Origin of the sequence: Reyranella sp., from assembly GCF_052439685.1 — a bacterium.
Lineage (GTDB): Bacteria > Pseudomonadota > Alphaproteobacteria > Reyranellales > Reyranellaceae > Reyranella.
Genome location: NZ_JBQVQG010000001.1, coordinates 530,639 through 555,383, shown reverse-complemented (window position 1 = coordinate 555,383; position 24,745 = coordinate 530,639). Strand labels below are relative to the sequence as shown.

General features: G+C 67.0%; 21 protein-coding genes. 17 read left to right on the top strand and 4 right to left on the bottom strand.

All coding sequences use genetic code 11. The features are described 5' to 3' along the window. Nucleotide 1 precedes the first annotated feature (1 nt). Both ACT6UX_RS02660 and ACT6UX_RS02655 read right to left on the bottom strand, forming a co-directional pair. Entirely contained in the window at nucleotides 2-805 is an 804-nt protein-coding gene (locus ACT6UX_RS02660) for a putative hydro-lyase (RefSeq protein ID WP_444773582.1), read from the bottom strand. A 9-nt stretch (nucleotides 806-814) separates the two neighbouring features. Beyond that, nucleotides 815-1,567: an SDR family NAD(P)-dependent oxidoreductase gene (locus ACT6UX_RS02655; protein WP_444773581.1), complete on the bottom strand. Its 753-nt coding sequence runs from the start codon at nucleotides 1,565-1,567 to the stop codon at nucleotides 815-817. Nucleotides 1,568-1,819: 252 nt separating this feature from the next. Here ACT6UX_RS02655 and ACT6UX_RS02650 point away from each other — a divergent pair, with 252 nt between their 5' ends. The 13 genes from ACT6UX_RS02650 (at nucleotide 1,820) to ACT6UX_RS02590 (ending at nucleotide 17,869) form a co-directional block, all read left to right on the top strand. Continuing rightward, complete coding sequence (locus ACT6UX_RS02650; RefSeq protein WP_298309673.1) at nucleotides 1,820-1,990, top strand: hypothetical protein; 171 nt, start codon at nucleotides 1,820-1,822, stop codon at nucleotides 1,988-1,990. A 66-nt stretch (nucleotides 1,991-2,056) separates the two neighbouring features. Next, on the top strand, nucleotides 2,057-3,979 hold the full coding sequence (locus ACT6UX_RS02645) for a protein kinase domain-containing protein (protein WP_444773580.1): 1,923 nt from the start codon (nucleotides 2,057-2,059) through the stop codon (nucleotides 3,977-3,979). Between the two features lie 56 nt (nucleotides 3,980-4,035). After that, a complete protein-coding gene (locus ACT6UX_RS02640) occupies nucleotides 4,036-4,623 on the top strand; it encodes an ANTAR domain-containing response regulator (protein WP_422009585.1) in 588 nt (195 codons plus the stop codon). Nucleotides 4,624-4,930: 307 nt separating this feature from the next. After that, nucleotides 4,931-6,154 carry a CmpA/NrtA family ABC transporter substrate-binding protein gene (locus ACT6UX_RS02635; RefSeq protein WP_444773579.1) on the top strand — a complete coding sequence of 408 codons (1,224 nt, stop codon included), beginning with the start codon at nucleotides 4,931-4,933 and terminating at the stop codon, nucleotides 6,152-6,154. After that, nucleotides 6,144-7,457 carry a CmpA/NrtA family ABC transporter substrate-binding protein gene (locus ACT6UX_RS02630; protein ID WP_444773578.1) on the top strand — a complete coding sequence of 438 codons (1,314 nt, stop codon included), beginning with the start codon at nucleotides 6,144-6,146 and terminating at the stop codon, nucleotides 7,455-7,457. The genes ACT6UX_RS02635 and ACT6UX_RS02630 overlap by 11 nt, the downstream gene beginning before the upstream one ends. Then, on the top strand, nucleotides 7,457-8,359 hold the full coding sequence (gene ntrB, locus ACT6UX_RS02625; protein ID WP_444773577.1) for a nitrate ABC transporter permease: 903 nt from the start codon (nucleotides 7,457-7,459) through the stop codon (nucleotides 8,357-8,359). The genes ACT6UX_RS02630 and ntrB overlap by 1 nt, the downstream gene beginning before the upstream one ends. An 11-nt stretch (nucleotides 8,360-8,370) precedes the next feature. Further along, nucleotides 8,371-9,174 carry an ABC transporter ATP-binding protein gene (locus ACT6UX_RS02620; protein WP_444773576.1) on the top strand — a complete coding sequence of 268 codons (804 nt, stop codon included), beginning with the start codon at nucleotides 8,371-8,373 and terminating at the stop codon, nucleotides 9,172-9,174. Continuing rightward, entirely contained in the window at nucleotides 9,171-10,961 is a 1,791-nt protein-coding gene (locus ACT6UX_RS02615; protein WP_444773575.1) for a NirA family protein, read from the top strand. The genes ACT6UX_RS02620 and ACT6UX_RS02615 overlap by 4 nt, the downstream gene beginning before the upstream one ends. Beyond that, nucleotides 10,958-12,529: a sulfite reductase subunit alpha gene (locus tag ACT6UX_RS02610; RefSeq protein WP_444773574.1), complete on the top strand. Its 1,572-nt coding sequence runs from the start codon at nucleotides 10,958-10,960 to the stop codon at nucleotides 12,527-12,529. The genes ACT6UX_RS02615 and ACT6UX_RS02610 overlap by 4 nt, the downstream gene beginning before the upstream one ends. A 21-nt stretch (nucleotides 12,530-12,550) precedes the next feature. After that, nucleotides 12,551-15,160: a nitrate reductase gene (locus ACT6UX_RS02605; RefSeq protein ID WP_444773573.1), complete on the top strand. Its 2,610-nt coding sequence runs from the start codon at nucleotides 12,551-12,553 to the stop codon at nucleotides 15,158-15,160. Continuing rightward, complete coding sequence (gene cysG / locus ACT6UX_RS02600) at nucleotides 15,160-16,566, top strand: siroheme synthase CysG (protein WP_444773572.1); 1,407 nt, start codon at nucleotides 15,160-15,162, stop codon at nucleotides 16,564-16,566. Before ACT6UX_RS02605 ends, cysG begins: the two co-directional genes overlap by 1 nt. Nucleotides 16,567-16,608: 42 nt before the next feature. Next, the gene (locus ACT6UX_RS02595; protein ID WP_444773571.1) at nucleotides 16,609-17,355 is read left to right on the top strand and encodes a DUF882 domain-containing protein; all 747 of its coding nucleotides are present in this window, start codon (nucleotides 16,609-16,611) and stop codon (nucleotides 17,353-17,355) included. 19 nt (nucleotides 17,356-17,374) lie between these two features. After that, the gene (locus tag ACT6UX_RS02590; RefSeq protein ID WP_444773570.1) at nucleotides 17,375-17,869 is read left to right on the top strand and encodes an O-acetyl-ADP-ribose deacetylase; all 495 of its coding nucleotides are present in this window, start codon (nucleotides 17,375-17,377) and stop codon (nucleotides 17,867-17,869) included. Nucleotides 17,870-18,034: 165 nt separating this feature from the next. Here the strand turns inward: ACT6UX_RS02590 and ACT6UX_RS02585 are convergent, their stop codons facing one another. Continuing rightward, nucleotides 18,035-18,610 carry a DUF924 family protein gene (locus tag ACT6UX_RS02585; RefSeq protein ID WP_444773569.1) on the bottom strand — a complete coding sequence of 192 codons (576 nt, stop codon included), beginning with the start codon at nucleotides 18,608-18,610 and terminating at the stop codon, nucleotides 18,035-18,037. Between the two features lie 47 nt (nucleotides 18,611-18,657). Between ACT6UX_RS02585 and ACT6UX_RS02580 the strand changes: the two genes are divergently transcribed. Together ACT6UX_RS02580 and ACT6UX_RS02575 are read left to right on the top strand one after the other, a co-directional pair. After that, entirely contained in the window at nucleotides 18,658-20,223 is a 1,566-nt protein-coding gene (locus tag ACT6UX_RS02580; RefSeq protein WP_444773568.1) for a sulfatase-like hydrolase/transferase, read from the top strand. A gap of 13 nt (nucleotides 20,224-20,236) precedes the next feature. Further along, the gene (locus tag ACT6UX_RS02575) at nucleotides 20,237-21,244 is read left to right on the top strand and encodes a glutathione S-transferase family protein (protein WP_444773567.1); all 1,008 of its coding nucleotides are present in this window, start codon (nucleotides 20,237-20,239) and stop codon (nucleotides 21,242-21,244) included. A gap of 25 nt (nucleotides 21,245-21,269) precedes the next feature. On the opposite strand, the gene ACT6UX_RS02570 is transcribed toward ACT6UX_RS02575, so the two are convergent. After that, nucleotides 21,270-22,034: a hypothetical protein gene (locus ACT6UX_RS02570; RefSeq protein ID WP_444773566.1), complete on the bottom strand. Its 765-nt coding sequence runs from the start codon at nucleotides 22,032-22,034 to the stop codon at nucleotides 21,270-21,272. 173 nt (nucleotides 22,035-22,207) lie between these two features. Here ACT6UX_RS02570 and ACT6UX_RS02565 point away from each other — a divergent pair, with 173 nt between their 5' ends. After that, nucleotides 22,208-23,587, top strand: a complete 1,380-nt coding sequence (locus tag ACT6UX_RS02565; RefSeq protein ID WP_444773565.1) for an adenylate/guanylate cyclase domain-containing protein — start codon at nucleotides 22,208-22,210, stop codon at nucleotides 23,585-23,587. Between the two features lie 108 nt (nucleotides 23,588-23,695). After that, a complete protein-coding gene (locus tag ACT6UX_RS02560) occupies nucleotides 23,696-24,682 on the top strand; it encodes a Bug family tripartite tricarboxylate transporter substrate binding protein (protein WP_444773564.1) in 987 nt (328 codons plus the stop codon). The last annotated feature ends 63 nt before the right edge of the window (nucleotides 24,683-24,745 follow it).

Below are 24,745 nucleotides of genomic sequence, written 5' to 3'. Positions count from 1 at the left end.
GTCAGAGAACGGCCAGGCGGGAGTTGAGCAGGTCGGTGACGAGCATGTAGCCCGGCGCGTGGGTGATGCAGAATTCCGGCTTCACCGTCGCCACGACCGATTGCGGAGTGACGCCGCAGGCCCAGAAGACGGGCAGTTCATCGTCGCGCACCGGCACGCCGTCGCCGTAGTCGGGCTTGGCGATGTCCTTGATGCCGATCATCTCGGGCTTGCCGAGATGCACGGGGGCGCCGTGCACCGAGGGGAAGCGCGTCGTCACCTGCACCGCGCGGATCGCATCGGCCGGCTTGAACGGGCGCATCGACACGACCATCGGGCCGTGGAACGGGCCGGCCGGCGCGCATTCGATGTTGGTGCGGAACATCGGCACGTTGCTGTTGCAGGTCTGGTGGCGGAGCTCGAGGCCGTTCTCGATCAGCGCCTCCTCGAAGGAGAAGGAGCAGCCCAGCACGAAGGAGACGAGGTCGTCGCGCCACACGTCGTTGAGGTCGGTGACTTCCTCGACAAGCTCACCGTTCTTCCAGATGCGGTAGAGCGGGATGTCGGTGCGGATGTCGAGATCCTCGCCCAGGGTCGGCAGGCGCCAGTCGCCCGGCTCCGACTGGCCGAGCAGGGGGCAGGGCTTGGGGTTCAGCATGCAGAAGCGGGCGAAGTCGGCGGCGAGCGCCTTGGGCAGGATCGCGAGGTTGCCCTGCACATAGCCCGGCGCCATGCCGGAGGTGGGCAGGCGGGCGGCCCCTGCACGGATGCGCCGCCGCGCATCGCGGCCGGTCTCGCCCTTGAAGCTGGTGATCGTGCTGTCCATCGCGAACTCCTACACGTGCTGGCCGCCGTTGATCTGGATCTCGGCGCCGGAAACGTAGCTCGATCCCTTCTCGCAAAGGAAGTGAATCACGTCCGCCACCTCGTCGGGTGTGCCGAGCCGCCGCATCGGGATCTGCTCCTCGACGATCTTCTCAGTGCCCGGCGACAGGATCGCGGTGTCGATTTCGCCCGGTGCGATCGCATTCACGCGAATGCCGCGCGGTCCGAAATCATGGCTCATCTCGCGGGTGAGCGCCGCGAGTGCCGCCTTCGACGTCGCATAGGCCGAGCCCGCGAACGGATGGACGCGGCTGCCGGCGATCGACGTCACGTTGACGACGCAGCCCTGCGCCTTCGACAGTTCGTCGACCAGGCCACGGGCCAGCGCCACGGGGGCGAAGAAGTTGACGTTGAAGACCTGCCGCCAGAGATCGAACGGCGTGTCCATCGCGCCGAGTCTCCCACCCCCCTTGCCCTTGGGCGAGATGGCGGCGTTGTTGACCAGCGCGTCGAGCCGGCCGCCGGCAAGGCGCGAGCGGATCTGTTCGATGCCGCGGCCGATGTCGACGGGATCGGCGAGATCGAGCTGCACGTGATTCTCGCCGCCGCTCGGCCATGGGCAGAGCGCGCTGAAGGGTTGGCGCGAGATCGTGATGACCCGCCAGCCATTGGCGCTGAATTTCTTGACGGTCGCATGGCCGATGCCGCGGCTGGCGCCGGTCAGGACGATGGTCCTGACATTGTCGCGTGGGGGTGTATTCATGGAACGATCCTAACCCGGCGGCGGCCGGAGTTCGCTGGCGATCTTCAAGTGTCCGTCCGACGCAAGTCGCACGCCATCGCTTGTGGGGTTCGCTTTTGTTCTTCACATCATCTATTAAACCTTTGTGATTCCATGGCTTTGTTGGATTTCTGAGGCGATGTGATCTATGCTTGCCTCAGGCTTGGCCCATTTTCAGGGCCGTACGAGCCGCCGTTATTTTTGATGAAGTCTATATTTTTTGAGGTGTCCGACATGACGGACGAGCGACGGGCCTCGACGCCCACCCCCTATCTGCGCACGGGCCCTGCCACGATGCTGACGGCAATTGGCCTTTGCGTCCTGCTGATGATCATGCAGCTGATGCCCGAAATGCGCGACGCTGGCCCGCTCCGGTCGTTCGTTGCCTCGGACGCCAGCCGCTAGTCACGATTCAGCCGCTTGTGCGGCTGCTCTGGAGCGCGCATCTAGGGGCTGAGGTTGCGCGTGCCCATGACAGCAGAACACGATCAAGCTTTGCCGGTCGGCACGCGACTGGGCGATTATCGCCTCGACGCGCTGATCGGCCATGGCGGCTTCGGAATCACCTATCGAGCCTTCGATACCCAGCTCGCCAAGTTCGTCGCGATCAAGGAATACATGCCCGTCGAGTTCGCGACGCGTCGGGCCGATGGCCAGGTGGCGCCGCGCGGCTCGCGTTTCGCTGACGATTTCACCTGGGGTCGAGAGCGCTTCCTCGACGAGGCGCGGGCGCTGGCGCGCTTCCGTCACGTCCATATCGTGCCGGTGCTGCGCTACTTCGAGGCCAACGGTACGGCCTACACGGTCATGGAGTTCGAGGACGGCCACAGCGTGGCGCAGCTGCTGCGCCAGCCCGGCCGCCGGCTGCAGCCCGACGAGATCCGGAGTCTCACGGAGGGCATGCTGAGCGGCCTCGGCGCCGTGCACGCCCAAGGTTTCCTGCACCGCGACATCAAGCCGTCGAACGTGATCGTCCGGCGCGACGGCGTGCCGATCCTGATCGACTTCGGCGCGGCGCGTCAGGCGATGGGCGGCCGCACGCGCACGCTGACCAGCATCCTGACGCCGCAATATGCGCCGATCGAGCAATACGCGATGGACGGCAAGCAGGGGCCGTGGACCGACATCTATGCGACGGCGGCGGTGCTGCATCACGCGATCACCGGGTCCCCGCCGCCCGAGGCGGTGAGCCGCGTCGGCACGGATCCCTACCGGCCGCTGGCCGTGACCCATGCCGATCGCTTCGATCCGTCGATGCTGTCGGCGATCGACCGGGGCCTGGCCTTCGCGCCCGAGCAGCGACCGCAATCGATCGCCGAATGGCGCACCCTGTTCGGCGGGACACTGCCGCGTGTCGAGGATGCGCCGACCCAACGCATGACGACCGAGCCTCTGTCACCCGTTATCTCGTCGGGTCCGCGGCTCGGTGGCGCGAGCCGGCCTCCGACCCAGGAGATCGACTCCGAGCCGCCGGTCTCGCGGCGCAAGGGCTTCGCCCGCCGGCGCCTGCCGATCGTGCTGCTGGTGCTGGCCGCCGCCGCGAGCTGGAAGTATGCGCCGCAGATCCGTGAGCGCTTCCTTGGCGCGCCCACGATCGAGACACAGACAAGCCTGCCGTCGCCAGCCCCCATTGGCGGGCCGACGGAACCGTCGCAGGCGGCGTCGACACCGCCGCCTGTTGCTCCGGTCCCGACGACTGCGACGCCCGCCAAGCCGCCCGTTGCGGCTGCCGATACTTCGCCTCAGAAGGCGCTGGCCGACCAGGCGACGCGCGCCGCGACCGAGGCCCGGGCCGCGTTCGAACGCGCCGAGGAGGCGGCCCGAGCCGCGCGCGCCATGGCCGGCGAGGCACGGATCGTGGCGGCTCGTGCGGCACGCCCCGATCTCGAGAACAGCGAGCGCCTCAGCTACAGCGGTGGCGCGAGCTATGTCGGCCAAGTCGTCGACGGCAAGCGCCAGGGCCTCGGCGTCGCCGAACTGGGCAATGGCGAACGCCAGGCCGGCGACTGGAGCGCGGACCTGATGAACGGCCTCGGCACGGTGCGACTCGCTGACGACACGCGCTATGCCGGCCAATGGAAAGAAGGAAAATCGACCGGGCTCGGGCTTCGCGAGAAGCCGGGCGTCGAGCGGTCGGAAGGCAACTTCGTCGGCGGCCGTCTCGAAGGTCTCGCCCTGCGCCGCACCTTGACCGATCCGAACGTCGTGCAGGGCGGCGAGTTTCACGGCGACGTTCTCGACGGGCCGGGCATCGAGCGGATCGGCGAGCGCGAGCGCTACGAGGGCAGCTTTCGCGGCGGGCAGCGCAACGGCTACGGCCAGTACACCGATGCCGACGGCAAGACGAGCCCGGGACGCTGGGTGGACGGAAAGCGCATCGAATCGGCGCCGTAACATCGGTGGCACGGAAGTTGCGCCCCGCGGCTTGAAGAGAGTTGTAGCCGCCGCCCGTGTCTAAACCGTTGTCCGTGGTACTGATCGACGACAATCCCGCCCGCGCCGAGATCGTGGAGTCGGGATTGCGGGACGCCGGCTACGTTTTGCTTGCGCGACTGGACGGCACCTACGATCTCGCGACGCGCGTCAGCGTCCTGCAACCCGACGTGATCGTGATCAGCATCGACAATCCCGGCCGCGACGCGATCGAGGATCTGCGGCGCACGACCGAGCAGCAGCCGCGGCCGATCGCGCTCTTCGCCGACCGCTCCGATCCCGCCACGATCGCTGCCGGGATGGAGGCCGGCGTCTCGGCCTATGTCGTGAAGGGCCTGACGCAGGATCGCGTGCAGCCGGTCGTCGATGTCGCGGTCGCGCACTTCAACCGCTATCACTCGATGCGCGAAGAGCTCGAGCGCGCGCGCCTGTCGTTGGTAGAGCGCAAGACGGTCGATCGTGCCAAGGGCCTGCTGATGGAGCAGAAGGGCATTGGCGAGGAGGCGGCCTACAAGCTGCTGCGCAAGCTCGCGATGGACCAGAACAAACGCATCGGCGAAGTCGCCCAGGATCTGCTGACCTACGCGAAGGCGCTCAAGTTCTGAGCGGTCGGTGTGCCTGCCTCTTCGGCGGCCATGCCGTATTTGTGAGCAACCCTCGTGTCGCGGCCAATAGGCCACCTTTGATCGCTGTGCGCACTTTTCGAGACAAAACAGCGACTTGGCGGGCCCGTGCATCGCGTCCAGCCGTTGGCATGCTTCCTGCTGCTCTACAGGCGAGGCGCCCAAAGATGGGCGGCTCCTGATTTTTCACCGGCAGGCCAATGGCGGTCTGCCTTCATCGGACAACGACGTCCCACACGGTCGCCTTTCGGCGTCCGCATGGGGCGTTTTTTTTTTGGAGTCACGCGGCGTGGGAAACATAGAGCGACCAAGGGTCAAGGTGGGGTTCATCCCCCTCATCGACTGTGCGCCGCTGCTGTTCGCGGAGGTACTCGGCCTCTACGAGCGTCACGGGCTCGATGTGGAACTGCGCCGCGAAGTCTCGTGGTCCAACATTCGCGACAAGCTCGCGGTCGGCCTGCTCGACGCGGCGCACATGCTCTCGCCCATGCCGCTCGCCACCACGCTCGGCATCGACAGCGTGAACGTGCCGATGATCGCGGCCATGACGCTGCATCTCAACGGCAACTCGATCACGCTCTCCAACGCGCTGTGGCGGGAGATTGCGGAAGCGGCCCCGGAATTCGTCGGCGACAATCTACCCGCCGGTGCGCCGCTCGATGTGCGCGCTCTGGCCGCCGTCGTCGCGCGCCGCCCCCGCGAGGGCCGGCCACTCGTCACGCTCGCGTCGGTCTTCACCTATTCGTCGCACAATCACCTGCTGCGCCTGTGGCTGGCGTCGGGCGGCATCGATCCCGACCGCGACGTACGCCTCACCGTCGTGCCGCCGCCGCACATGGTGGCTCACCTCTCGGGGGGAACGATCGATGGCTACTGCGTGGGCGAACCGTGGAATCAGCAGTCCGCCTCGCTCGGCATCGGCCGCATCGCCGCGTCCAGCCGGCAGATCTGGGACTCGATGCCGGAAAAGATGCTCGGCACGACGGAAGCGTGGGCGCAGCGCAACCCGAAGACGCTGATCGCGCTGGTGAAGGCCGTCACCGAGGCCGGCGCCTGGCTCGACCATCCGGCGAACCGGCCCGAGGCGGCGCGCATCCTGGCGTCGCCGCGCTTCCTCAACGTGCCGGCCGAGGTGATCGCGCGGTCGCTCAGCCTGCCCGACTTCCACATCTTCCATCGCCAGCTCGCCAATTTTCCGTGGCGCAGCCATGCCGACTGGTACCTGTCGCAGATGGTGCGCTGGGGACAGGTGGCGCCGCGTCCCGACATGCGCGCCATCGCCGACCGCGTGTTTCGCAGCGACATCTACCGCGCCGCCGCCAGCGAGCTCGGTCTGCCGTGCCCCCTCATCGACCGCAAGATCGAGGGCGCCCATCCCGATCCCTGGATTCTCCCGACCAACGGCGCACCGGTCGCGATGGGACCTGACAGTTTCCTCGACGGGTCGGTGTTCGACCCCAGCAAAGAAACCTCAACGATCTTCAAACAGCAGGAGAGCAACCATGGGAAATAACAACGGCCGCAAAGGCCCGGGCCGGCGCGAGATCCTCAAGAGCGCCGGCGCCGTGACGGCAACGGCAGCCCTGATGAGCGCCGTGCGCGCCTCGTTCCCGGGCGGTGCCTTCGCGCAAGCCGCGGGGCCGGAGACCGACAAGGTCACGCTGGGCTTCATCGCGCTCACCGATGCGGCGCCGCTGATCATCGCCAAGGAAAAGAAGATCTTCGACAAATACGGCATCACCGGCGCCAACGTCGCCAAGCAGGCTTCATGGGGCACGACTCGCGACAACATCGTGCTGGGCTCGGCCTCAGGCGGCATCGACGGCGCCCATATCCTGACGCCGCTTCCCTATCTCATGTCGCTCGGTACGGTCACCGCCGAGAACAAGCCGACGCCGATGTATATCCTCGCGCGTCTCAACTACCAGTGCCAGGGCATCTCGGTGTCCAATGAATTCAAGGGCCTGGACGCCAAGGCCGATGCGTCGCCGCTCAAGGAGGCCTTCGCCAAGAAGAAGGCGGCGGGCAAGGAAGTGAAGTGCGCCATGACCTTTCCGGGCGGCACCCACGATGTCTGGATACGCTACTGGCTTGCCGCCGCCGGCATCGATCCCGACAAGGACGTTTCCACGATCGTCGTGCCGCCGGCACAGATGGTGGCCAACATGAAGGTCGGCAATATGGACGCGTTCTGCGTCGGCGAGCCGTGGAACGACCAGCTCGTCCACCAGAACATCGGTTACACCGCCTGCACCACCGGCGAAGTCTGGAAGGATCACCCCGAGAAGACTCTCGGCATGCGTGCCGACTGGGTCGACAAGAACCCCAAGGCCGCGATGGCGGTGCTGATGGCCGTCATGGAAGCCCAGCAATGGTGCGAGAAGATGGAGAACAAGGCCGAGATGGCGAACATCATCGGCAAGCGGCAATGGTTCAACGTGCCGCCGGCCGACATCATCGATCGCATCAAGGGCGACATCGACTACGGCGATGGCCGCACCGTCAAGGGCAGCGATCTGCTCATGAAGTTCTGGAACGGCGGCGTCTCCTATCCCTACCAGAGCCATGAACTCTGGTTCCTCACCGAGAACCAGCGCTGGGGCAAGCTGCCCATGGACCTCGACACCAAGGCGATCATTGGCAAGGTCAATCGCGAGGATCTGTGGCGCAGCGCCGCCAAGAACATCGGCGCTGCCGAAGCCGACGTGCCGAAGACCACGTCGCGCGGCAAGGAAACCTTCTTCGACGGCAAGGTGTTCGATCCCGCCGATCCGAAGGCCTACCTCGCCAGCCTCCAGATCAAGAAGGTGGCGTGATGCAGGCGATGGCGAAGACGGGCGTATCGATAGCCAGCGCCGTTCCGGTGCCGGAAACCTCCGCCGAGATCGTTCCCTTCCGGCCGCCGATGCGGCCGGCGCTGGAACGCACCCTGGACGTGGTCAAGCATGTGATGAGCGTCGTGCTGCCGCCGCTCATCGTGCTCTCGGTCACCTTGTTCGTCTGGCAGCTCCTCTGCTCGGAACCGGGGGCTCGTCTGCCGCCGCCCACCAAGGTCGTGTCGGACGCGTGGGACTTCATCGCCGATCCGTTCTACGACAACGGCGGCGTGGACAAGGGCGCCTTCTGGCAGATCTCCCAGAGCCTGGGGCGCGTGGCCATCGGCTTCAGCCTCGCCGCCGTCGTCGGCATCGCGCTGGGCGTGCTGGTCGGCCAGAGTACCTGGGCGATGCGTGGCCTCGATCCGATCTTCCAGGTCCTGCGCACCGTGCCGCCGCTCGCCTGGCTGCCGCTGTCGCTGGCGGGCTTCCGCCATGCCGATCCGTCGGCGCTGTTCGTGATCTTCATCACCTCGATCTGGCCGATCATCATCAACACGTCGGTGGGCGTGCGGAACATCCCGCAGGACTATCGCAACGTCGCCGCCGTGATCCGGCTCTCGTGGTGGGAAGTGTTCTGGAAGATCACGCTGCCCGCCACCGTGCCCTACATCTTCACCGGGCTGCGCATCGGCGTCGGCCTGAGCTGGCTCGCCATCGTGGCGGCCGAGATGCTGATCGGCGGCGTCGGCATCGGCTTCTTCATCTGGGACGCGTGGAACAGCTCGCGCATCTCCGACATCATCGTGGCCCTGGTCTATATCGGCATCGTCGGCTTCCTGCTCGACAAGCTGATCGCCGGGGTCGGTCACTTCGTCTCGCACGGCGTCTCGGCGCAGTAGGAGCACAGACCATGACCACACAGTCCTACCTCAAGTTCGACCAGATCGGCATGAGCTTCCGTCGCGGCCAGATGGCGACGGAAGTGCTGCGCGATGTCGACCTGCGCATCGAGCGCGGTGAGTTCGTCTCGCTGATCGGCCATTCCGGATGCGGTAAGTCGACTTTGCTCAACATCCTGGGCGGCCTGCTCAAGTCGACCAGCGGCGAGGTGTTCCTTGAGGGCAAGGTGGTCGACGAGCCGGGGCCCGACCGGGCCATCGTGTTCCAGAATCACTCGCTGCTGCCGTGGCTCACCGTCTACGGCAACATCGCCATCGCCGTCGACAAGGTGTTCGGCTCCTCCAAGAACAAGGCCGAACGTCACGATTGGGTAATGCACAATCTCGAACTGGTGCAGATGGCCCAGGCCAAGGACAAGCGGCCGCATGAAGTGTCCGGCGGTATGAAGCAGCGGGTGGGCATCGCCCGGGCGCTCGCCATGCAGCCCAAGGTGCTGCTGATGGATGAGCCGTTCGGCGCGCTGGACGCGCTGACCCGCGCCCATCTGCAGGACAGTGTCATGGAGATCCACGCACGACTCGGCAACACGGTGATGATGATCACCCACGACGTCGACGAGGCGGTGCTGCTGTCGGATCGCGTGGTGATGATGACCAACGGCCCTGCCGCCACGATCGGCGAGATCCTCCCGATCAACCTGGCCCGGCCGCGCCGCCGGCTCGAACTCGCGACCGACGCCGAATATGCGCGCTGCCGTGCGGCGGTGCTTGAGTTCCTCTACGCACGCCACAGGGTGCCGGCACGGGCCGCATGACGGAGGAATTCGACGACGCTCAGAAGCAGTGGCTGCAGGGTTTCGTTAGTGGCATCGAGGCGCGCAAGGCGGCGGACAAGCTTGCCGCGCGCGGCGCGGGCGCTCCGGCCGGCGGCGGCACGCCAACCGGCCCTGACGCATTGCAGCATGCCGCCCAGGACCGCGCCGTGGCGGCGGGCGGCAAGCTGGTCGCGGAGGAAACGGCCAAGCGCGCCCGCCATCCGCTCGACCGCTGGGACGAGATGGCGGGGCGCGCCGAGGCGGGGCAGTTCCCCAAAGGCATGGACGTCTTCCTCACCAAGTATCACGGGCTGTTCTACGTCGCGCCGGCCGAGAATTCCTTCATGTGCCGGCTGCGCATTCCCAACGGCATCCTGAATGCCTGGCAGATGCGCGGCCTGGCCGATGCGGCGGATGCCTTCGGTGGCGGCTATGCCGACGTGACGACCCGCGCCAACCTGCAGATCCGTGAAATTCCCGCGCACGCCGCGATCGACCTTCTGTTGGCCGTGGAGGATCTCGGGCTGACGGCGCGCGGCTCAGGCGCCGACAATATCCGCAACATCACCGGCAGCCCGACCGCCGGGATCGATCGCCAGGAACTCTACGACACGCGGCCGCTGTGCCGCGCCATGCATCACTACATCCTCAATCATCGCGAGATGTACGGCCTGCCGCGCAAGTTCAACATCGCCTTCGACGGCGGCGGTCGCGTGCCCGTGCTCGAGGATACGAACGATATCGGTTTCGTCGCGACTGAGGTGACGGGCGGCGAGGGGTTCGAGCCCGGCATCTATTTCCGCCTCCAGCTGGGCGGCATCACCGGCCATCTCGATTTCGCCTTCGAGACCGGAATCCTGCTGAAGCCGGAGGAATGCGTGCCGGTGGCCGGTGCGGTCGTGCGCGCCTTCGCGATCCATGGCGACCGCACCAACCGCCAGAAGGCCCGCCTGAAATACGTGATCCACCGCATGGGCCGTGACGCTTTCGTGGCCGAGGTCGAAAAGGAATATGGCGCGACGCTGCGCCGGGCCGCGGGCGCGCGAGCGACTCCGCGCGTGCTGGCCGACAAGCACGGCCATGTCGGCGTGCATGCCCAGAGGCAATCAGGCCTCAACTATCTCGGCCTCGTCCTGCCGGTGGGCCGCATCACCGCGGAGCAGATGCGCGCCGTCGCCGAGATCGCCCAGCGATTCGGCAGCGGCAAGATCCGGCTGACCGTGTGGCAGAACCTGCTGATCTCCGACGTGGCCGATCGCGACATCGGCGTCTGCATCGCCGCCCTCGCGGCTCTCGGTCTCCGTGTCGAGGCCAGCGCCATCCGGCGCGGCCTGATCGCCTGCACCGGCAATGCCGGCTGCAAGTTCGCGGCTGCGAACACCAAGGGTCATGCGCTGAAACTCGCCGACTATCTCGAAACGCGGCTGGCGCTCGACACGCCGATCAACATCCATCTGACCGGCTGCCATCATTCCTGCGCCCAGCATTACATCGGCGACATCGGTCTGATTGCGGCCAAGGTCGAGCGCGGCGACGAGAGCGTCGAGGGCTATCACGTCTTCATCGGCGGCGGCGCGGCCTCGACCGCCGAGCAGGCGATGGCGCGCGAATATGCGACCTCGGTGGCCTACGACGAGCTGCCGCCGCTGGTCGAACGGCTGCTCGTGGCCTATCTCGCGCACCGACAGTCGCCGGCCGAATCCTTCTTCGAATTCTGCCGCCGACACGACATCGCCGCGCTGCGCGAGCTGGCCGAGCGTGCTCCTGTTTCGGCGCTTGCGGCATGAACGCGATTTCGACCATCCCGCAGATCATCCCAGAGAATGCACCGTTCTCGTCCGAACAACGCGCCTGGCTGAACGGCTTCTTCGCCGCCTATCTCGGCGTGAACGGTGGCGCTGCGGACACGACAACGTCGGCGCCGGCCGAGCCCGAGGACTTTCCCTGGCATGACGCGGCACTGCCGCTCGCCGAGCGGCTCGAACTGGCAAGGGACAGCAAGCCCGAGCGCCAGCTCATGGCCGCGATGGCGCAGCTCGATTGCGGCCAGTGCGGTTATCTCTGCCAGACCTATGCCGAGGCCGTTTGGTCCGGCGCCGAGGCCGACATGGGCCGCTGCGTGCCGGGCGGCAAGGAGACCCATCGCAAGGTGAAGGAGCTCATCACGGCACTCGAACCGATGCGCGACGGTTCGGCCGTGGCGGCGCCTTCGGTGAAGCCCCCCAGCCAGGTCGGCTTCTCACGCGACCGGCCCGCGCTTGCCACCCTGGTCGACGCCCATCCCCTGAACCGCCCTGGTTCGGAGAAGGACGTGCGGCACGTCGTCCTCGACCTTTCCGCAAGCGACATCACCTACGAAGCCGGCGACAGTCTCGGCGTCTTCGCGCGCAAGAACCCGCAGCTCGTGCAGGCGGTCCTCGATCGCCTCGGCGCCACGGGCGAGGAGATGGTGGGCATCGATCACGAGGCGTTGCCGTTGCGACAGGCCCTGCTCAGCAAGGTCGATATCGCCCGCCCAAGCGACGAATGCATGCTGTTCCTGGCGACGCGCGCCTTCAATGGCGAGGAGGCGCTCAAGCTCCAGGCGCTCGCGGCGGGCGAGGGACCGCCGGAACTGGCGGAGGCCGATCTCCTCGATCTGCTGCTGGCCTTCCCCTCGGTCTCGCCTTCGCTGCCCGGCCTCCTGAAGTCGCTCGACCGGCTGCAGCCACGCCTCTACTCGATCGCGTCGTCGCCCAAGGTGCATCCGCGCGAAGTTCACCTCACCGTGTCGGCCGTGCGCTGGGATACCAACGACCGCACGCGCACCGGCATCGGCTCCTGCTACCTCGCCGATTTCGCCAAGCCAGGCGACGTCATTCCTGTATTCGTGCAGAAGGCCCACGGCTTTGCGCCGCCGGCCGACGATGATGCGCCGGCCATCATGGTCGGGCCGGGCACCGGGATCGCACCGTTCCGCGCCTTCCTCGAAGAACGCGACGCGCGCGGGGCGAAGGGAAAGAACTGGCTGTTCTTCGGCGATCAGAAGCGCAGCACCGATTTCCTCTACGAGGACCAGATCGCCGACTGGCAACGCCGTGGCGTGCTGTCCCGCCTGGACCTCGCCTTCTCGCGCGACCAGGCCCAGAAGATTTACGTCCAGACGCGCATGCGCGAGAATAAAGAGGAACTCTGGGCGTGGTTCGAGCGGGGCGCACACTTCTATGTCTGCGGCGACGCCAAGCGCATGGCCAAGGATGTCGAGACGGCTTTGATGGACATTGCGATGGGACCGGGCGGCAAGAGCGCCACGGAGGCGAAAGCCTGGCTGGATGGCCTCGCCAAGGCCGGCCGGTATCAGCGCGATGTGTACTAGCAGCTGCCCGGTCGCGGCACCATGACGGCACCTGTCCACACCACTTGCCCCTATTGCGGCGTGGGATGCGGGATTGTCGCGACGCCCGACGGAAAGGGCGGCGCTTCCATCGCGGCCGATCATGACCATCCCGCCAATCGCGGACGGCTCTGTTCCAAGGGGGCGGCCCTGGGTGAGACTCTCTCGCTCGAGGATCGCCTGCTGCATCCCGAGATCGACGGCCGGCGAGTGTCGTGGAATGTCGCGCTCGACACGGTGGCGGACGGCTTCCGCGAGACGATCGATCGACACGGGCCCGATGCCGTCGCCTTCTACGTGTCCGGCCAGTTGCTGACCGAGGACTATTACGCCGCCAACAAGCTGATCAAAGGGTTCCTCGGCACCGCCAACATCGACACCAATTCGCGGCTGTGCATGGCGTCGTCGGTGGCGGGCCACAAGCGTGCCTTCGGCAGCGACACGGTTCCCGGCCTCTACGAGGATTTCGAGCGGGCCGACCTCGTGGTCCTGGTCGGCAGCAACCTCGCCTGGTGCCATCCCGTGCTGTTCCAGAGGCTCGAGGCGGCCAAGCACGCGCGGCCCTCGATAAGGATCGTGGTCATCGATCCCCGCCGCACGGAAACCTGCGACATCGCCGATCTTCATCTGGCACTGAAGCCCGGCAGCGACGTGGCGCTGTTCAATCTGCTGCTGGCCGGCCTCGCGGACCGCGACGTCATCGATCGCGCCTTCGTCGACCGGCACACTTCGGGTCTCGATGCGGCGCTTGCCGCGGCGCGCGCGACGGATCCGGCCGCCTGCGGCCTGCCGCGAAGCGACATCGAAACCTTCATCGACTGGTTCGCCCGCACGGGGAAAGTCGTGACGCTCTATTCGCAGGGCGTGAACCAGTCGAGCGCCGGCGTCGACAAGGTCAATGCATTGATCAACTGCCACCTGCTGACCGGCCGGATCGGCCGGCCCGGCATGGGGCCCTTCTCGATCACCGGCCAGCCCAACGCGATGGGGGGGCGCGAGGTCGGGGCGCTGTCCAATACGCTCGCCGCCCACATGGATTTCGGCCCGACCGAGGTCGACCGGGTCACCCGATTCTGGCGGGCACCGCGCCTGGCGACCAAGCCGGGGCTCAAGGCGGTCGAGCTGTTCGAGGGCGTTCGCGCCGGCCGCATCAAGGCGGTGTGGATCATGGCGACCAATCCGGTCGCCAGCCTTCCCGATGCCGACGTGGTGGGCGAGGCCCTGCGCGGCTGCGAATACTCGATCGTCTCCGAGGCGATTCGCGCCAGCGACACGGTCGATGCCTGCCGCATCCGGCTTCCGGCGCTCGCCTGGGCGGAGAAGGACGGCACGGTGACGAATTCCGAGCGCGGCATCTCGCGCCAACGTCCGTTCCTGCCGCCGCCCGGCGAGGCGAAGCAGGACTGGTGGATCGTCTCGGAGGTCGCGCGGCGCCTCGGTCATGGCGACGCCTTTGCCTGGCGCGGCGTGGCCGACATCTTCCGCGAACACGCCGCACTCTCCGGCTTCGAGAATGCGGGCACACGCGACTTCGACATCGGTGCCTACGCCTCCATCGACGATGCCGCCTACGACGCGCTTCGGCCGTTCGTGTGGGGAGGCGGTGCGGATCGGCGCTTCTTCGGCGACGGTGGTTTCTTCCACGCCGACCGTCGCGCGCGCTTCATCGCCGTGACACCGCGTCCGCCTGCGAATGCGGCGGACGAGGCGTGCCCGCTGATCCTCAACACAGGCCGCGTGCGCGACCAGTGGCACACGATGACGCGCACCGGGAAGTCGGTGCGACTCGCTGGCCATCGACCCGAGCCTGTGATCGACTTGCATCCGCATGATGCCTCGACGCGCGGGCTCGGGGACGGCGATATCGCCGAAGTGAAGAGCATGTGGGGCCGTGGCATCTTCCGGGTTCATGTGACCGATTGGGTACGCGTAGGCGAGGCCTTCGCACCGATGCACTGGACCGCGCAGATGAGTCGGGCGGGGCGGATCAATGCTGCCGTGAACCCTGCGGTCGATCCCATCTCGGGGCAACCCGAACTGAAACACACGCCTGTCGAGATACGCCGCCTAGATATGCGCTGGCATGGCACGATTCTCGCTCGTCGCCCGATCATGCTGCCTGAGATTCCATATTGGGCGCGGATCAGGGGCGCCGGATTCCATGCCTACGCCGTTGCAGGCGACCAGCCCTTCGCCGTTGCACAACGCATCCTGTCCGCTGCCGTGCGCACCGCCAATCCGGGGCCGTGGCTCATCGGCGAGAGCGGCGTCGGGGCGGTCATCAGCGATGGCCGCGTCGAGGCGGTGATGATGCTGGAGCCGACCCATGACGTCGAGGCGCGCGACCGACTGGCGCCCTACATGGCGCTCGACCGGTTGACGACGGAGCGGCGCGAGGAGTTGCTGCACGGTGGTACGCAAGCGCACCGAGGCGGCGAGCTTTGCGCCTGCTTCGGCGTTTCGCGCGGCGCCGTCGAGGCTGCCATCGCCGACGGTGCGGCGTCGTTGGCGGCGGTCGGCGCGATCACGCATGCTGGCACCAATTGCGGGTCCTGCCGTCCCGAAATCCGCGCCCTGCTGCGCACCGCGCGTGTTGTGAAGAAGGTCGCGTGATGCAGGCTTTTCCGATCTTCCTCTCGTTGCCCGGGCGCCGGGCGCTGGTGGTCGGTGGTGCCGACGCGGCGGCCCGCAAGGCCGAACTGCTGCTCAAGGCCGGAGCCCAGGTCTCGCTCATCGCCGAGACGGTCGGCGGCGAGGTCGCCCAGTTCATTGCCGAAGGACACATCTCCTGGGCCGGCCGCTCGTTCGACGAAAGCGACCTCGAAGGCATGTCGCTGGTCATCGTGGCCACCGAGGATGACTCCCTGCAGGCGCGCGTTGCGGATGCCGCGCAGCGGCGCTGTCTTCCGGTCAACGTCGTCGACCGGCCGGCTTTGTCGAGCTTCATCATGCCGGCGATCATCGATCGCGCGCCGATCACCATCGCGATCTCGACCGGCGGGACTGCGCCGGCGCTGGCCCGCCGTATCCGTGCCGAGATCGAACGCACCCTGCCGGCGGCGCTGGGGCGGCTGGCGCGCTTCGCCGAGATCTTCCGCGAACAGGTGCGCCGCACCCTGGTCGTGCCGCGCGCCCGCCGTCGCTTCTGGGATCGCGTCTTCGAAGGCCGGGTCGGCGAACTGGCGCTGGCCGGCGACGAGATCGGGGCGCGCCGCGAACTGATCCGCCTGCTGGACGGCTTCCGCAGCGAGGCGCCGTCGGCCGGCATGGTCCATCTCGTCGGCGCGGGGCCGGGCGATCCCGATCTTCTCACCCTGAAGGCGCACCGCCTGCTGCAGCGCGCCGACGTCCTCGTCTACGACCGGCTGGTCTCGGACGAGATCCTCTCGCTGGCGCGCCGCGACGCCGAGCGGGTCTATGTCGGCAAGCGCCGGGCGAATCATTGCGTACCGCAGGAGGAGATCAACGACCGCCTGGTCGCGCTGGCCCGTGCGGGCAAGAGCGTCGTGCGGTTGAAGGGCGGCGACCCCTTCGTGTTCGGCCGCGGCGGCGAGGAGGTCGAGGCGCTGGTCAAGGCGGGCGTGGCGGTCGAAGTCGTGCCCGGCGTGACGGCGGCCCTGGGATGTGCCTCCAGCGCGGGCATTCCGCTCACCCATCGCGACCATGCCCAGGCCTGCGTTCTGGTCACCGGCCACCTGAAGAACGGCACGGTCGATCTGGACTGGAAGATGCTCTCCCGGCCGCGGCAGACCGTCGTCATCTATATGGGGGCGGGCGCGCTGCCCCAGATCGCGGCGCAGCTCATCGCCCATGGCCTGCCGGCCTCGACTCCCATTGCCGTGATCGAGAATGGCACCACCGACCGGGAGCGTCGCATCGTCGGGACCTTGGCGACCATCGATCGGCAGGTCCAGCGGGCCTTCCTGAGTGGACCAACTCTTTGCATGGTGGGTGCGGTTGTTGGACTCGCGGTTGGCCTGGAACAGGAATTTAACTTTGAGTCGAGAATGGGTCTCTGATAAGGGTGTCTGTGACAAAAATGCAACAACACCGGGGCACGGATGCGTAGTTTTGTACTGAGCCTGGCGACCTTGTTGGCATTTGCCGGCACGGGCTTCGCCCAGACCAATACGGGCGGTTCCATCGCTCCCAAAGTGAAGACCGCCGCGACCGCCCAGACGACTAGCACGAAGAAGAAGACCGCCGCACCCGCGAAATCTGCCACCGTTACCCGCGCTGCGGCCCAGCAGAAAAAGGCCCCGCCTGCCTCACAGCAGAAAATGCGTGCCTCCCGTTACGGCGGGTTCGCGCCGGCCGCCGCTGCGCTTGCCGTGCCCGTCCCGACGCCCGATCTCGACCTGTCGAGCCCGCGCAGCCTCAGTCTGGTGAACTACAACACCAAGGAAGAATTGACGGTCACCTATTGGTCGAGCGGCGCCTACCATCGCAGTGCCCTCGACCAGCTCAATCAGTTCCTGCGCGACACCCGCACGAGCGCGGCGACCGAGATGGACCCGCTGCTGTTCGACGTGCTGTGGCACACCGCCCGCATCTCCGGTTACAGCGGTCAGATCGAGGTGCTGTCGGCCTTCCGCTCGCCCGAGAGCAATGCCTGGCTCGCCAGCGTCAGCCGCGGCGTGGCGCGCGACAGCCAGCACATGAACGGCAACGCCATGGACATCCGCTTCCCGGGCGTTCCGGTGTTCCGCATCCGCCAGGCCGCCCGCTCGCTCAACATGGGGGGCGTCGGCTTCTACCCGCGCTCCGGCTTCGTGCACATCGACACCGGCCCCGTTCGTTACTGGTGAGGCCGCTACTGGCAAGACGATGAGCCGTATCGAGATCGTCGAAGGCGACATCACGCGCCTCGACGTCGATGCCATCGTCAACGCCGCCAACGAAACCCTGCTCGGCGGCGGTGGCGTCGACGGTGCCATCCATCGCGCTGCCGGGCCCGAACTGCTGGTCGAGTGCCGCAACCTGGGCGGTTGTCCCACCGGCGAAGCCAGGATCACCAGCGGCTATCGCCTGAAGGCGCGCCGCGTCATTCACACGGTCGGTCCGGTCTGGCGCGGCGGAACGCAGGGTGAGCCCGAACTGCTGGCCCGCTGCTACCGCAACGCGCTGGCGCTGGCGGTCGTGGAAGGGCTGGAAAGCATGGCCTTTCCCGCCATATCGACCGGCATCTACGGCTACCCCAAGGAAGCCGCCGCCGACATCGCCGTCCGCGAAGTCCGCCTGATCGGCATGCCCGAGCGCGTGATCTTCTGCTGCTTCGACACCGCGACGGCCGACCTCTATCGCGAGATCTTGGGCGAGTAGTAGGGCCTTACCAACAACCTCATGCTGAGGAGCGCTCCGCAGGAGCGCGTCTCGAAGCATGGGCACGAGCACCGCGTTTGTTCCCACCCTTCGAGACGGCGCTTCGCGCCTCCTCAGGGTGAGGAGGAGTGTGGTTCGGTCAAGTCGGCATGAATCGACAATTGCCTACTGCCCGTACCTGTTCGCGTTCTTCAGATACTCGATTTCCTCCGCCGTCGTGCTGCGGCCCAGCACCTCGTTGCGGTGGGGGAAGCGGCCGAAGCGGGCAACGACGTCGCGATGTTCGAGGGCGGATTTGATGTTGTTCTCGCCGCCGATCGTCTCGAACAGGGCGCAGGCGAGCTGCTGGTCGGCGAGCTGCTCGCTGTGGCCGAACGGCATGTAGAAGAAGAGGCGCATGTCGACGGGAAAGACGGAGGGATAGAAGCGCGCCAGCGCATGGCGCGCCATCTCGATGGCTCGCGCATCGCCTGCGAACGCCTGCGCCGTCTTGCGGAAGCAGTTCCGGGTAAACTGGTCGCAGAGGAGGATCAGCGCCAGCGCGCCTTCGGGCGAATCCCTCCAGGCATCGAACTCCCCCGCGATGGCGCGTTCGATCGCGGCGCCGAAACGCCCGACGGTCTCGGCATCGAATTCCGGCGTGCTGGTCCACCAGATGTCGCGCGGCTTGCCATGATCGGGATGGCCGAGCGGCAGGAACCAGAAATCGATGATGTCGCGGATGGACGGCGCCTGTGTCATGCGGCTTAGTTAGACAGGGCACGCAGAACCCGTCGAGAGAGGAAACCGTGGGCAAGGTCAAAAACGTTTTGTTCATCATGTGCGACCAGCTGCGCGCGGACCACCTGTCCTGCGCCGGCCATCCGCACCTGAAGACGCCGGCGATCGACGCACTGGCGGCGCGCGGCGTGCGCTTCCCGCGCGCCTATGTGCAGTCCGGCGTCTGCGGCCCGAGCCGCATGAGCTTCTATACCGGCCGCTACGTGTCGAGCCATGGCGCGACCTGGAACCGGGTGCCGCTTTCGTTGCGCGAAAAGACGCTCGGCGAATTCCTGTCGGCGGCCGGAATCCGGGTGGCGCTGGCCGGCAAGACACATGTGCTGCCCGACCTCGAGGCGCTGGAACGGTTCGGCATCGAAGGCGGCTCGGCGCTGGAAGCGCTGATGCGGGCCGGCCGCTTCGAGGAGCTGGACCGCTACGACGGGCATTCGCCGCCGGGTGCGGAGAGCGGCTATGCCGATTATCTCCGGCGTCACGGCTATGTCTCCGACGATCCGTGGAACGACTTCGTCATCGCAGCCGACGGGCCGGGCGGCGAGAAGGCCTCGGGCTGGCACATGCGCAACGTCCACCTGCCGGCGCGCGTGAAGGAGGAGCATTCCGAGACCGCCTATATGACACGCGAGGCGATGCGCTTCATCGACGAGATGGGCAACAGACCGTGGTGCCTGCATCTCAGCTACGTGAAGCCGCACTGGCCCTACATGGCGCCGGCGCCCTATCACAACATGTACGGCGCCGCCGACATGCTGCCGCTCAACCGGGACGAGCAGGAGAGGGCCAACGAGCATCCCGTGCTGGCGGCCTATCGCGAGATGGAGGAGTCGGTGTCCTTCAGCCGCCCCGAGGCGCCGGGCATCGTGCGGCCGGCCTATATGGGCCTCATTCGCCAGCTCGACGACTGGCTCGGCCGCCTTTTCGCCCACATGGACCGCGCCGGCCGGCTCGACGATACGCTGATCATCTTCACCGCCGACCATGGCGATTTCCTGGGCGACCACTGGCTGGGCGAAAAGGAGATGTTCTACGAGGAGGCGCAGCGCGTGCCGTTCATCGTGGTCGATCCCGATCCCGAGGCCGACCTGACGCGCGGCACGGTCGACGAGCGCTTCGTCGAGGCGATCGATGTCGTGCCGACCATCCTCGAAACCTTGGGGCTGCCGCCGCAGGATCACCTGCTGGAAGGGCGGTCGCTGCTGCCGCTGCTTCGCAAGATCCATCTCGACACGTGGCGCGACGCTGTGTTCTCGGAACTCGACTATTCCTTCCGCGAGGCGCGCACGATCCTCGGCCGCAAGCCCGATGAATGCCGCGCCATCATGGTGCGCACCGACCGCTGGAAATACGTCTGGTGGCAGGACTACCGGCCGATGCTGTTCGACCTCGCCAACGATCCGAAAGAGCGGCGCGATCTCGGCGCCGATCTGACCTACGCGCCGATCTTCCGCGAGATGGAGGACCGGCTGAACGCCTGGGCCAAGGCGCGCAAGAGCCGCGTCACCGTCGACGACGCCTATGTCGCGGCGCGCACGGCCAAACATCGCCAGCACGGCATCTTCTTTGGCCAGTGGTAAAATGAGGGATGACATGAGCACGAACCCCTACATCCTTCACGGCTTCGGCCCCTCGCCCTATTCGGTGAAGATGCGCGCCCTGCTGCGCTATCGCCGGCTGCCCTTCATCTGGAAGGCCGTGGGTTGGCCGCGCGACGTCGCGGTCGCGGCCGGCCTGCCGCCGGTGATCCCGGCGCTGACGTTTCCCGACGGCACGGTGATGAACGATTCGACGCCGCTCGCCCATGCGCTGGAGCGCGCCCATCCCGGTCAGCGCTCGATCGTGCCCGACGATCCGGCGCAGGCCTATCTCAGCGACCTGCTGGAGGATTTCGGCGACGAGTGGGTCACCAAGATCATGTTCCATTATCGCTGGTACTATGCGCCCGACCGCGCGTTCGCGCAGGATTGGGTGATCACCTCGCGCGACCCGCAGATGCCGGAGGCCGAGCGGCGCGAGGCGATGCAGGCCTTCAACGACCGCCAGGTGGGTCGCATGGCGATGGTCGGCTGCACCGACGCCAACCGTCCCGCCATCGAGGACAGTTACCGCTTCATCCTCGATACGCTCGACGCTCACGTCCGCAAGAGCGAGTACCTGTTCGGCTCGCGTCCGTCGCTGGCCGATTTCGGACTGTTCGGCCAGCTGCAGATATTGTCGGTCGATCCGACGCCGATGATGGAGATGCGGGAGCGGGCGGCCGATGTCTATTGCTGGCTGCTGCGCCTCGACGATGCGTCGGGCGTCGAGGGCGAATGGCTGGCGGCCGATGCGCCGCTGCCGGACGGCGTGACCGCGCTGCTGAAGCATTGCGGCGAGACCTACCTGCCGTTCCTCGCGGCCAATCGCGCGGCGCTCGAAAGCGGCGCGGCGTCGGTCGATCTCGACATCCTCGGCCGTCCGTGGAGCCAGGCGCCGTTCCGCTACCAGGCCAAGTGCTACGACGCGCTGCGCAAGAAGCTGGCGGCGTTGCCGGCCGATGTGCGCCAGCGGCTCGATCCCGTGCTCGAAACCGCCGGCTGCCTGCGCTGGCTCGAATAGCGTGCTTTCGACGTACCGGATCCGGTCAGAACTCCATCGGGTCGCGGAAGTGCGCCTTGAAGATGCGGTCGCGGTGTTCGACCAGCATCGGGTCGAGCGCCGCCACGATCTGCGGATCGCTGGCGGTGAAAGCCGGCCGTGAAGATTCCCGGATCGGGCACTGCGCGGCGGGCAGCGGCGGGATCATGTTCATCACCGACGTCCAGTAGATGTCGACGCAGCTCAGCCCTTCGCCCACGAAGTAGGGCACGCCGCGCGCCTGTTGCGCGCGAAGCTGCGTCGCGAGCCCGCGCAGGGTGGCGGCGATGCGCGTGGCCGCTCCCGCGGCGTCGTCGGCATCGAAGCCGTACTTGTCGATCAGCGGCGCCATACGCGCGCCGGCGCCGGCCTTCACGGCCATCGAGAACATCTGCAGGCGGCGGTTCCAGGCGATGCCACGCTCGCCCAGGATCTCGTGGCCGAGGCCGATCGCCAGCGCGCGCTGCAACGGATCGGCCGGGAGAAGGGCAGGCGTCGGCGCGAGGCGCTCCGCCAGCAGCAGGATGTCGAGCCAGCGGTTGAGCGGCGGGCCATCACGCCAGGCGACGACGGGGCCGCTGTTCTGTCCCGACCAGGCCATGATCGCCTCGTTGGTGCCGCCGACATCGAGCGGGGCGGCGACATAGTCGAGCCCCTTGATCTCGAGGATCGTCTTGGCGGCTTGGCTCCACGGGCTCGGCACGCCACGCACCAGCACGATGCGCAGCCCGTCGTGGCCGACGATCCAGGCGGGCGTTTTGTAGGCGAGCATGGCGTCTCCTTCGGTTGCAATCTTTGTGGTCGCACGAGGGCAAAGCCAACGATCATTTCGATGGCTGGAGACAAGAATTTCTCACGCCCTCATTCACGGTTCTTTGAACGAGAATTCGTTTCCGTGCACACGCGGTGCGCGTAAGCCGTTTAGCCCAAGAAGACGGAAAGACCATGCCATCGGCCCTTACCCAAGACGGCGCTTTCGCGCGCCTGCAGCTTCGGCTCCAGGAGGAAGAGCATAACGGCCTCGCCTTCGCGTTCCGCTTCCGGTTGATTGCGCTGGGCACCGTCGCCGTCTGGCTCTTGTTTGCCGCCGGGCCGGCGCGTGTCGGCATTGGCGTCGGCGCCTGCGTCGCGATGATGGCGTCTGCCTGGCTCGTCTATGCATTGCGTAGCTCGCCCCACGCGAGGGCGGTGCAGCTCGCCGTCACCGTGCTCGACGTGACGGTGATCACGATCGGCACGATCGTGCCGATCCCGGGTGCGGAGAACGGGTTGTGGCTCGAGCAGGTGTTCGGTCGCCGCTCGCTGTTCCTCTATCTCGTCATCTATCTCACCGCGAGCGCGCTCAGCTACTCCGTGCGCACGGTGATCGTGACCGGCGCGGCCTCGCTCGTGGCGCTCGTCGGGAGCTTCGTCTGGACCGCGCTCGACCAGGCGCGTGCGCAGGGCATCGATCTCGCGGGCACGGCGGAGCTCTGGCCGGCGGTGCGCTCGATCTTCGCCCGCCTGATCGGCCCTGGCTTCGTGACCCCCGAGGCTTTCCTTGTGCAACAACTCGTCTTCATGGCGCTTTGCACCGGCTTCATCGCCGGTGCGGTCTGGCGGGCCCGTACCCATCTCGGGCGTACGCTCTCGGCGGAAGCCGAGCGCAACAACCTCGCTCGCTATTTCTCGCCGAACCTCGTCGACCGGCTGGCCGGCGCCGAGAACGATTACGAGGCCGGCCGCGAGAGCAAGGCCACCGTGCTGTTCGTCGACGTCGTGGGCTTCACGCGCCTGATGGAAGGACAGCCGCCGCAGCAGACCATCAACTTCCTGCGCGTCTTCCATCAGCGCATGGCCGAATGCATCTTCGCCCACGGCGGCACGCTCGACAAATTCATCGGCGATGGCGTCATGGCGACCTTCGGCACGCCGGATGCCCAGCCCGACGACGAGACCCGCGCGCTGCGATGCGCCCTCGGCATGGTGCGGTCGGTCGAGGCCTGGAATCGCGGCCGCCGGACACGCGGCCTGCCGGCGGTGCGCATTGCCGTCGGGGTCCATGTCGGGCCGGTGCTGATGGGCGCCATCGGCAGTCCCAACCGTCTTGAATACAGCGCCGTCGGCGACACGGTGAACGTGGCCAGCCGGCTGGAGCATCTCGCGCGGGCACACGATGCGGCCATCGTCGCCAGCGCCGAGACGCTGGCCGCCGCCGTCAACTCGGGTGGCTTCGGCGCCGTCGACAGCAAGCACTTTCGTCCGGTCGGCGCCGTCCAGGTGCCCGGTCGCAGTGAGCCGGTCGAAGTCTTCGTCATGCCGCTTCTCACCGTCGCGGCCCGCTGAGCGACCTCGCCGCCCGCACCGCGAGCCGGCGCCTTCGGTTCGCGTGACGACCCTCCGGTCGACTGTTAGCGTTCGCGCCATACACAAGAAACGCCGTCCGGAGGAAGCATGCCCGAGTTCACGATCAATCGTCGCGCCCTGTTGGCGGGCGCCGCCGCAACCCTCGCCGCGCCGGGCCTGGCCCGGGCGCAGGACGCGTATCCCAACAAGCAGATCAAGTTCATCGTGCCGTACACGCCGGCCGGCGCGACCGACAACATCTCGCGCATCGTCATGGCCAAGGTCTCGGAGATTCTGGGCCAGCAGGTGCTGATCGACAACCGCGCCGGTGGCGGCGGCACGATCGGGACCGATGCGCTCGCCAAGGCGGCGCCCGACGGCTACACGATCGGCCTGATCACCATTTCCATGTTCTGCATGGCCCCGGCGCTCTACAGCAAGCTGCCCTACGATCCGGTGAAGGATTTCTCGCCGATGGCCGGTATGTCGGTATGGCCGAACATGCTGGTGGTCCATCCCAGCGTGCCCGCGAAGACGGTGCCGGAGCTGATCGCCCTGCTGAAGGCCAATCCGGGAAAGTACAACATGGCCTCGTCCGGTTCGGGCACGACGATCCATCTGGCCGGTGAGATGTTCAAGCAGCTGACCGGCACGGACATGGTCCATGTGCCCTACAAGGGCAGCGCGGGCGCCATGCAGGATCTCATCGCCGGCAACGTGCACATCATGTTCGACAACATGCCGAGCTGCTGGCCGCACGTGCAGGCGGGCAAGCTGCGGGCGCTGGGAGTCACCAGCCGCGAGCGCAACAAGGCGGCGCCGGACGTGCCGGCGATCGTCGAATTCGTGCCGAACTACGTGGTCGAGGTCTGGATGGGCTTCGGCGGCCCGGCCGGGGTGCCGCAGCCGATCGTCGACAAGCTGGCCGCCGTCGGTACCAAGGCGCTCGAGGATCCCGAGGTGAAGGCGAGGTTCGCGGCCTTGGGCAGCGACCCGTGGCCGATGGCGCCGAAGGGGCTCCAGGACCGGATCGTGCGTGAAATCGCGGTCTGGGCGCCGATCGTCAAGGCCAGCGGCGCCAAGGTCGACGGTTAGGCCAGCGGGCCGCCGGCCGGCCGACAAGCTTCGGACTCCGGCGCCAAAGCTCTGTATAAGGCC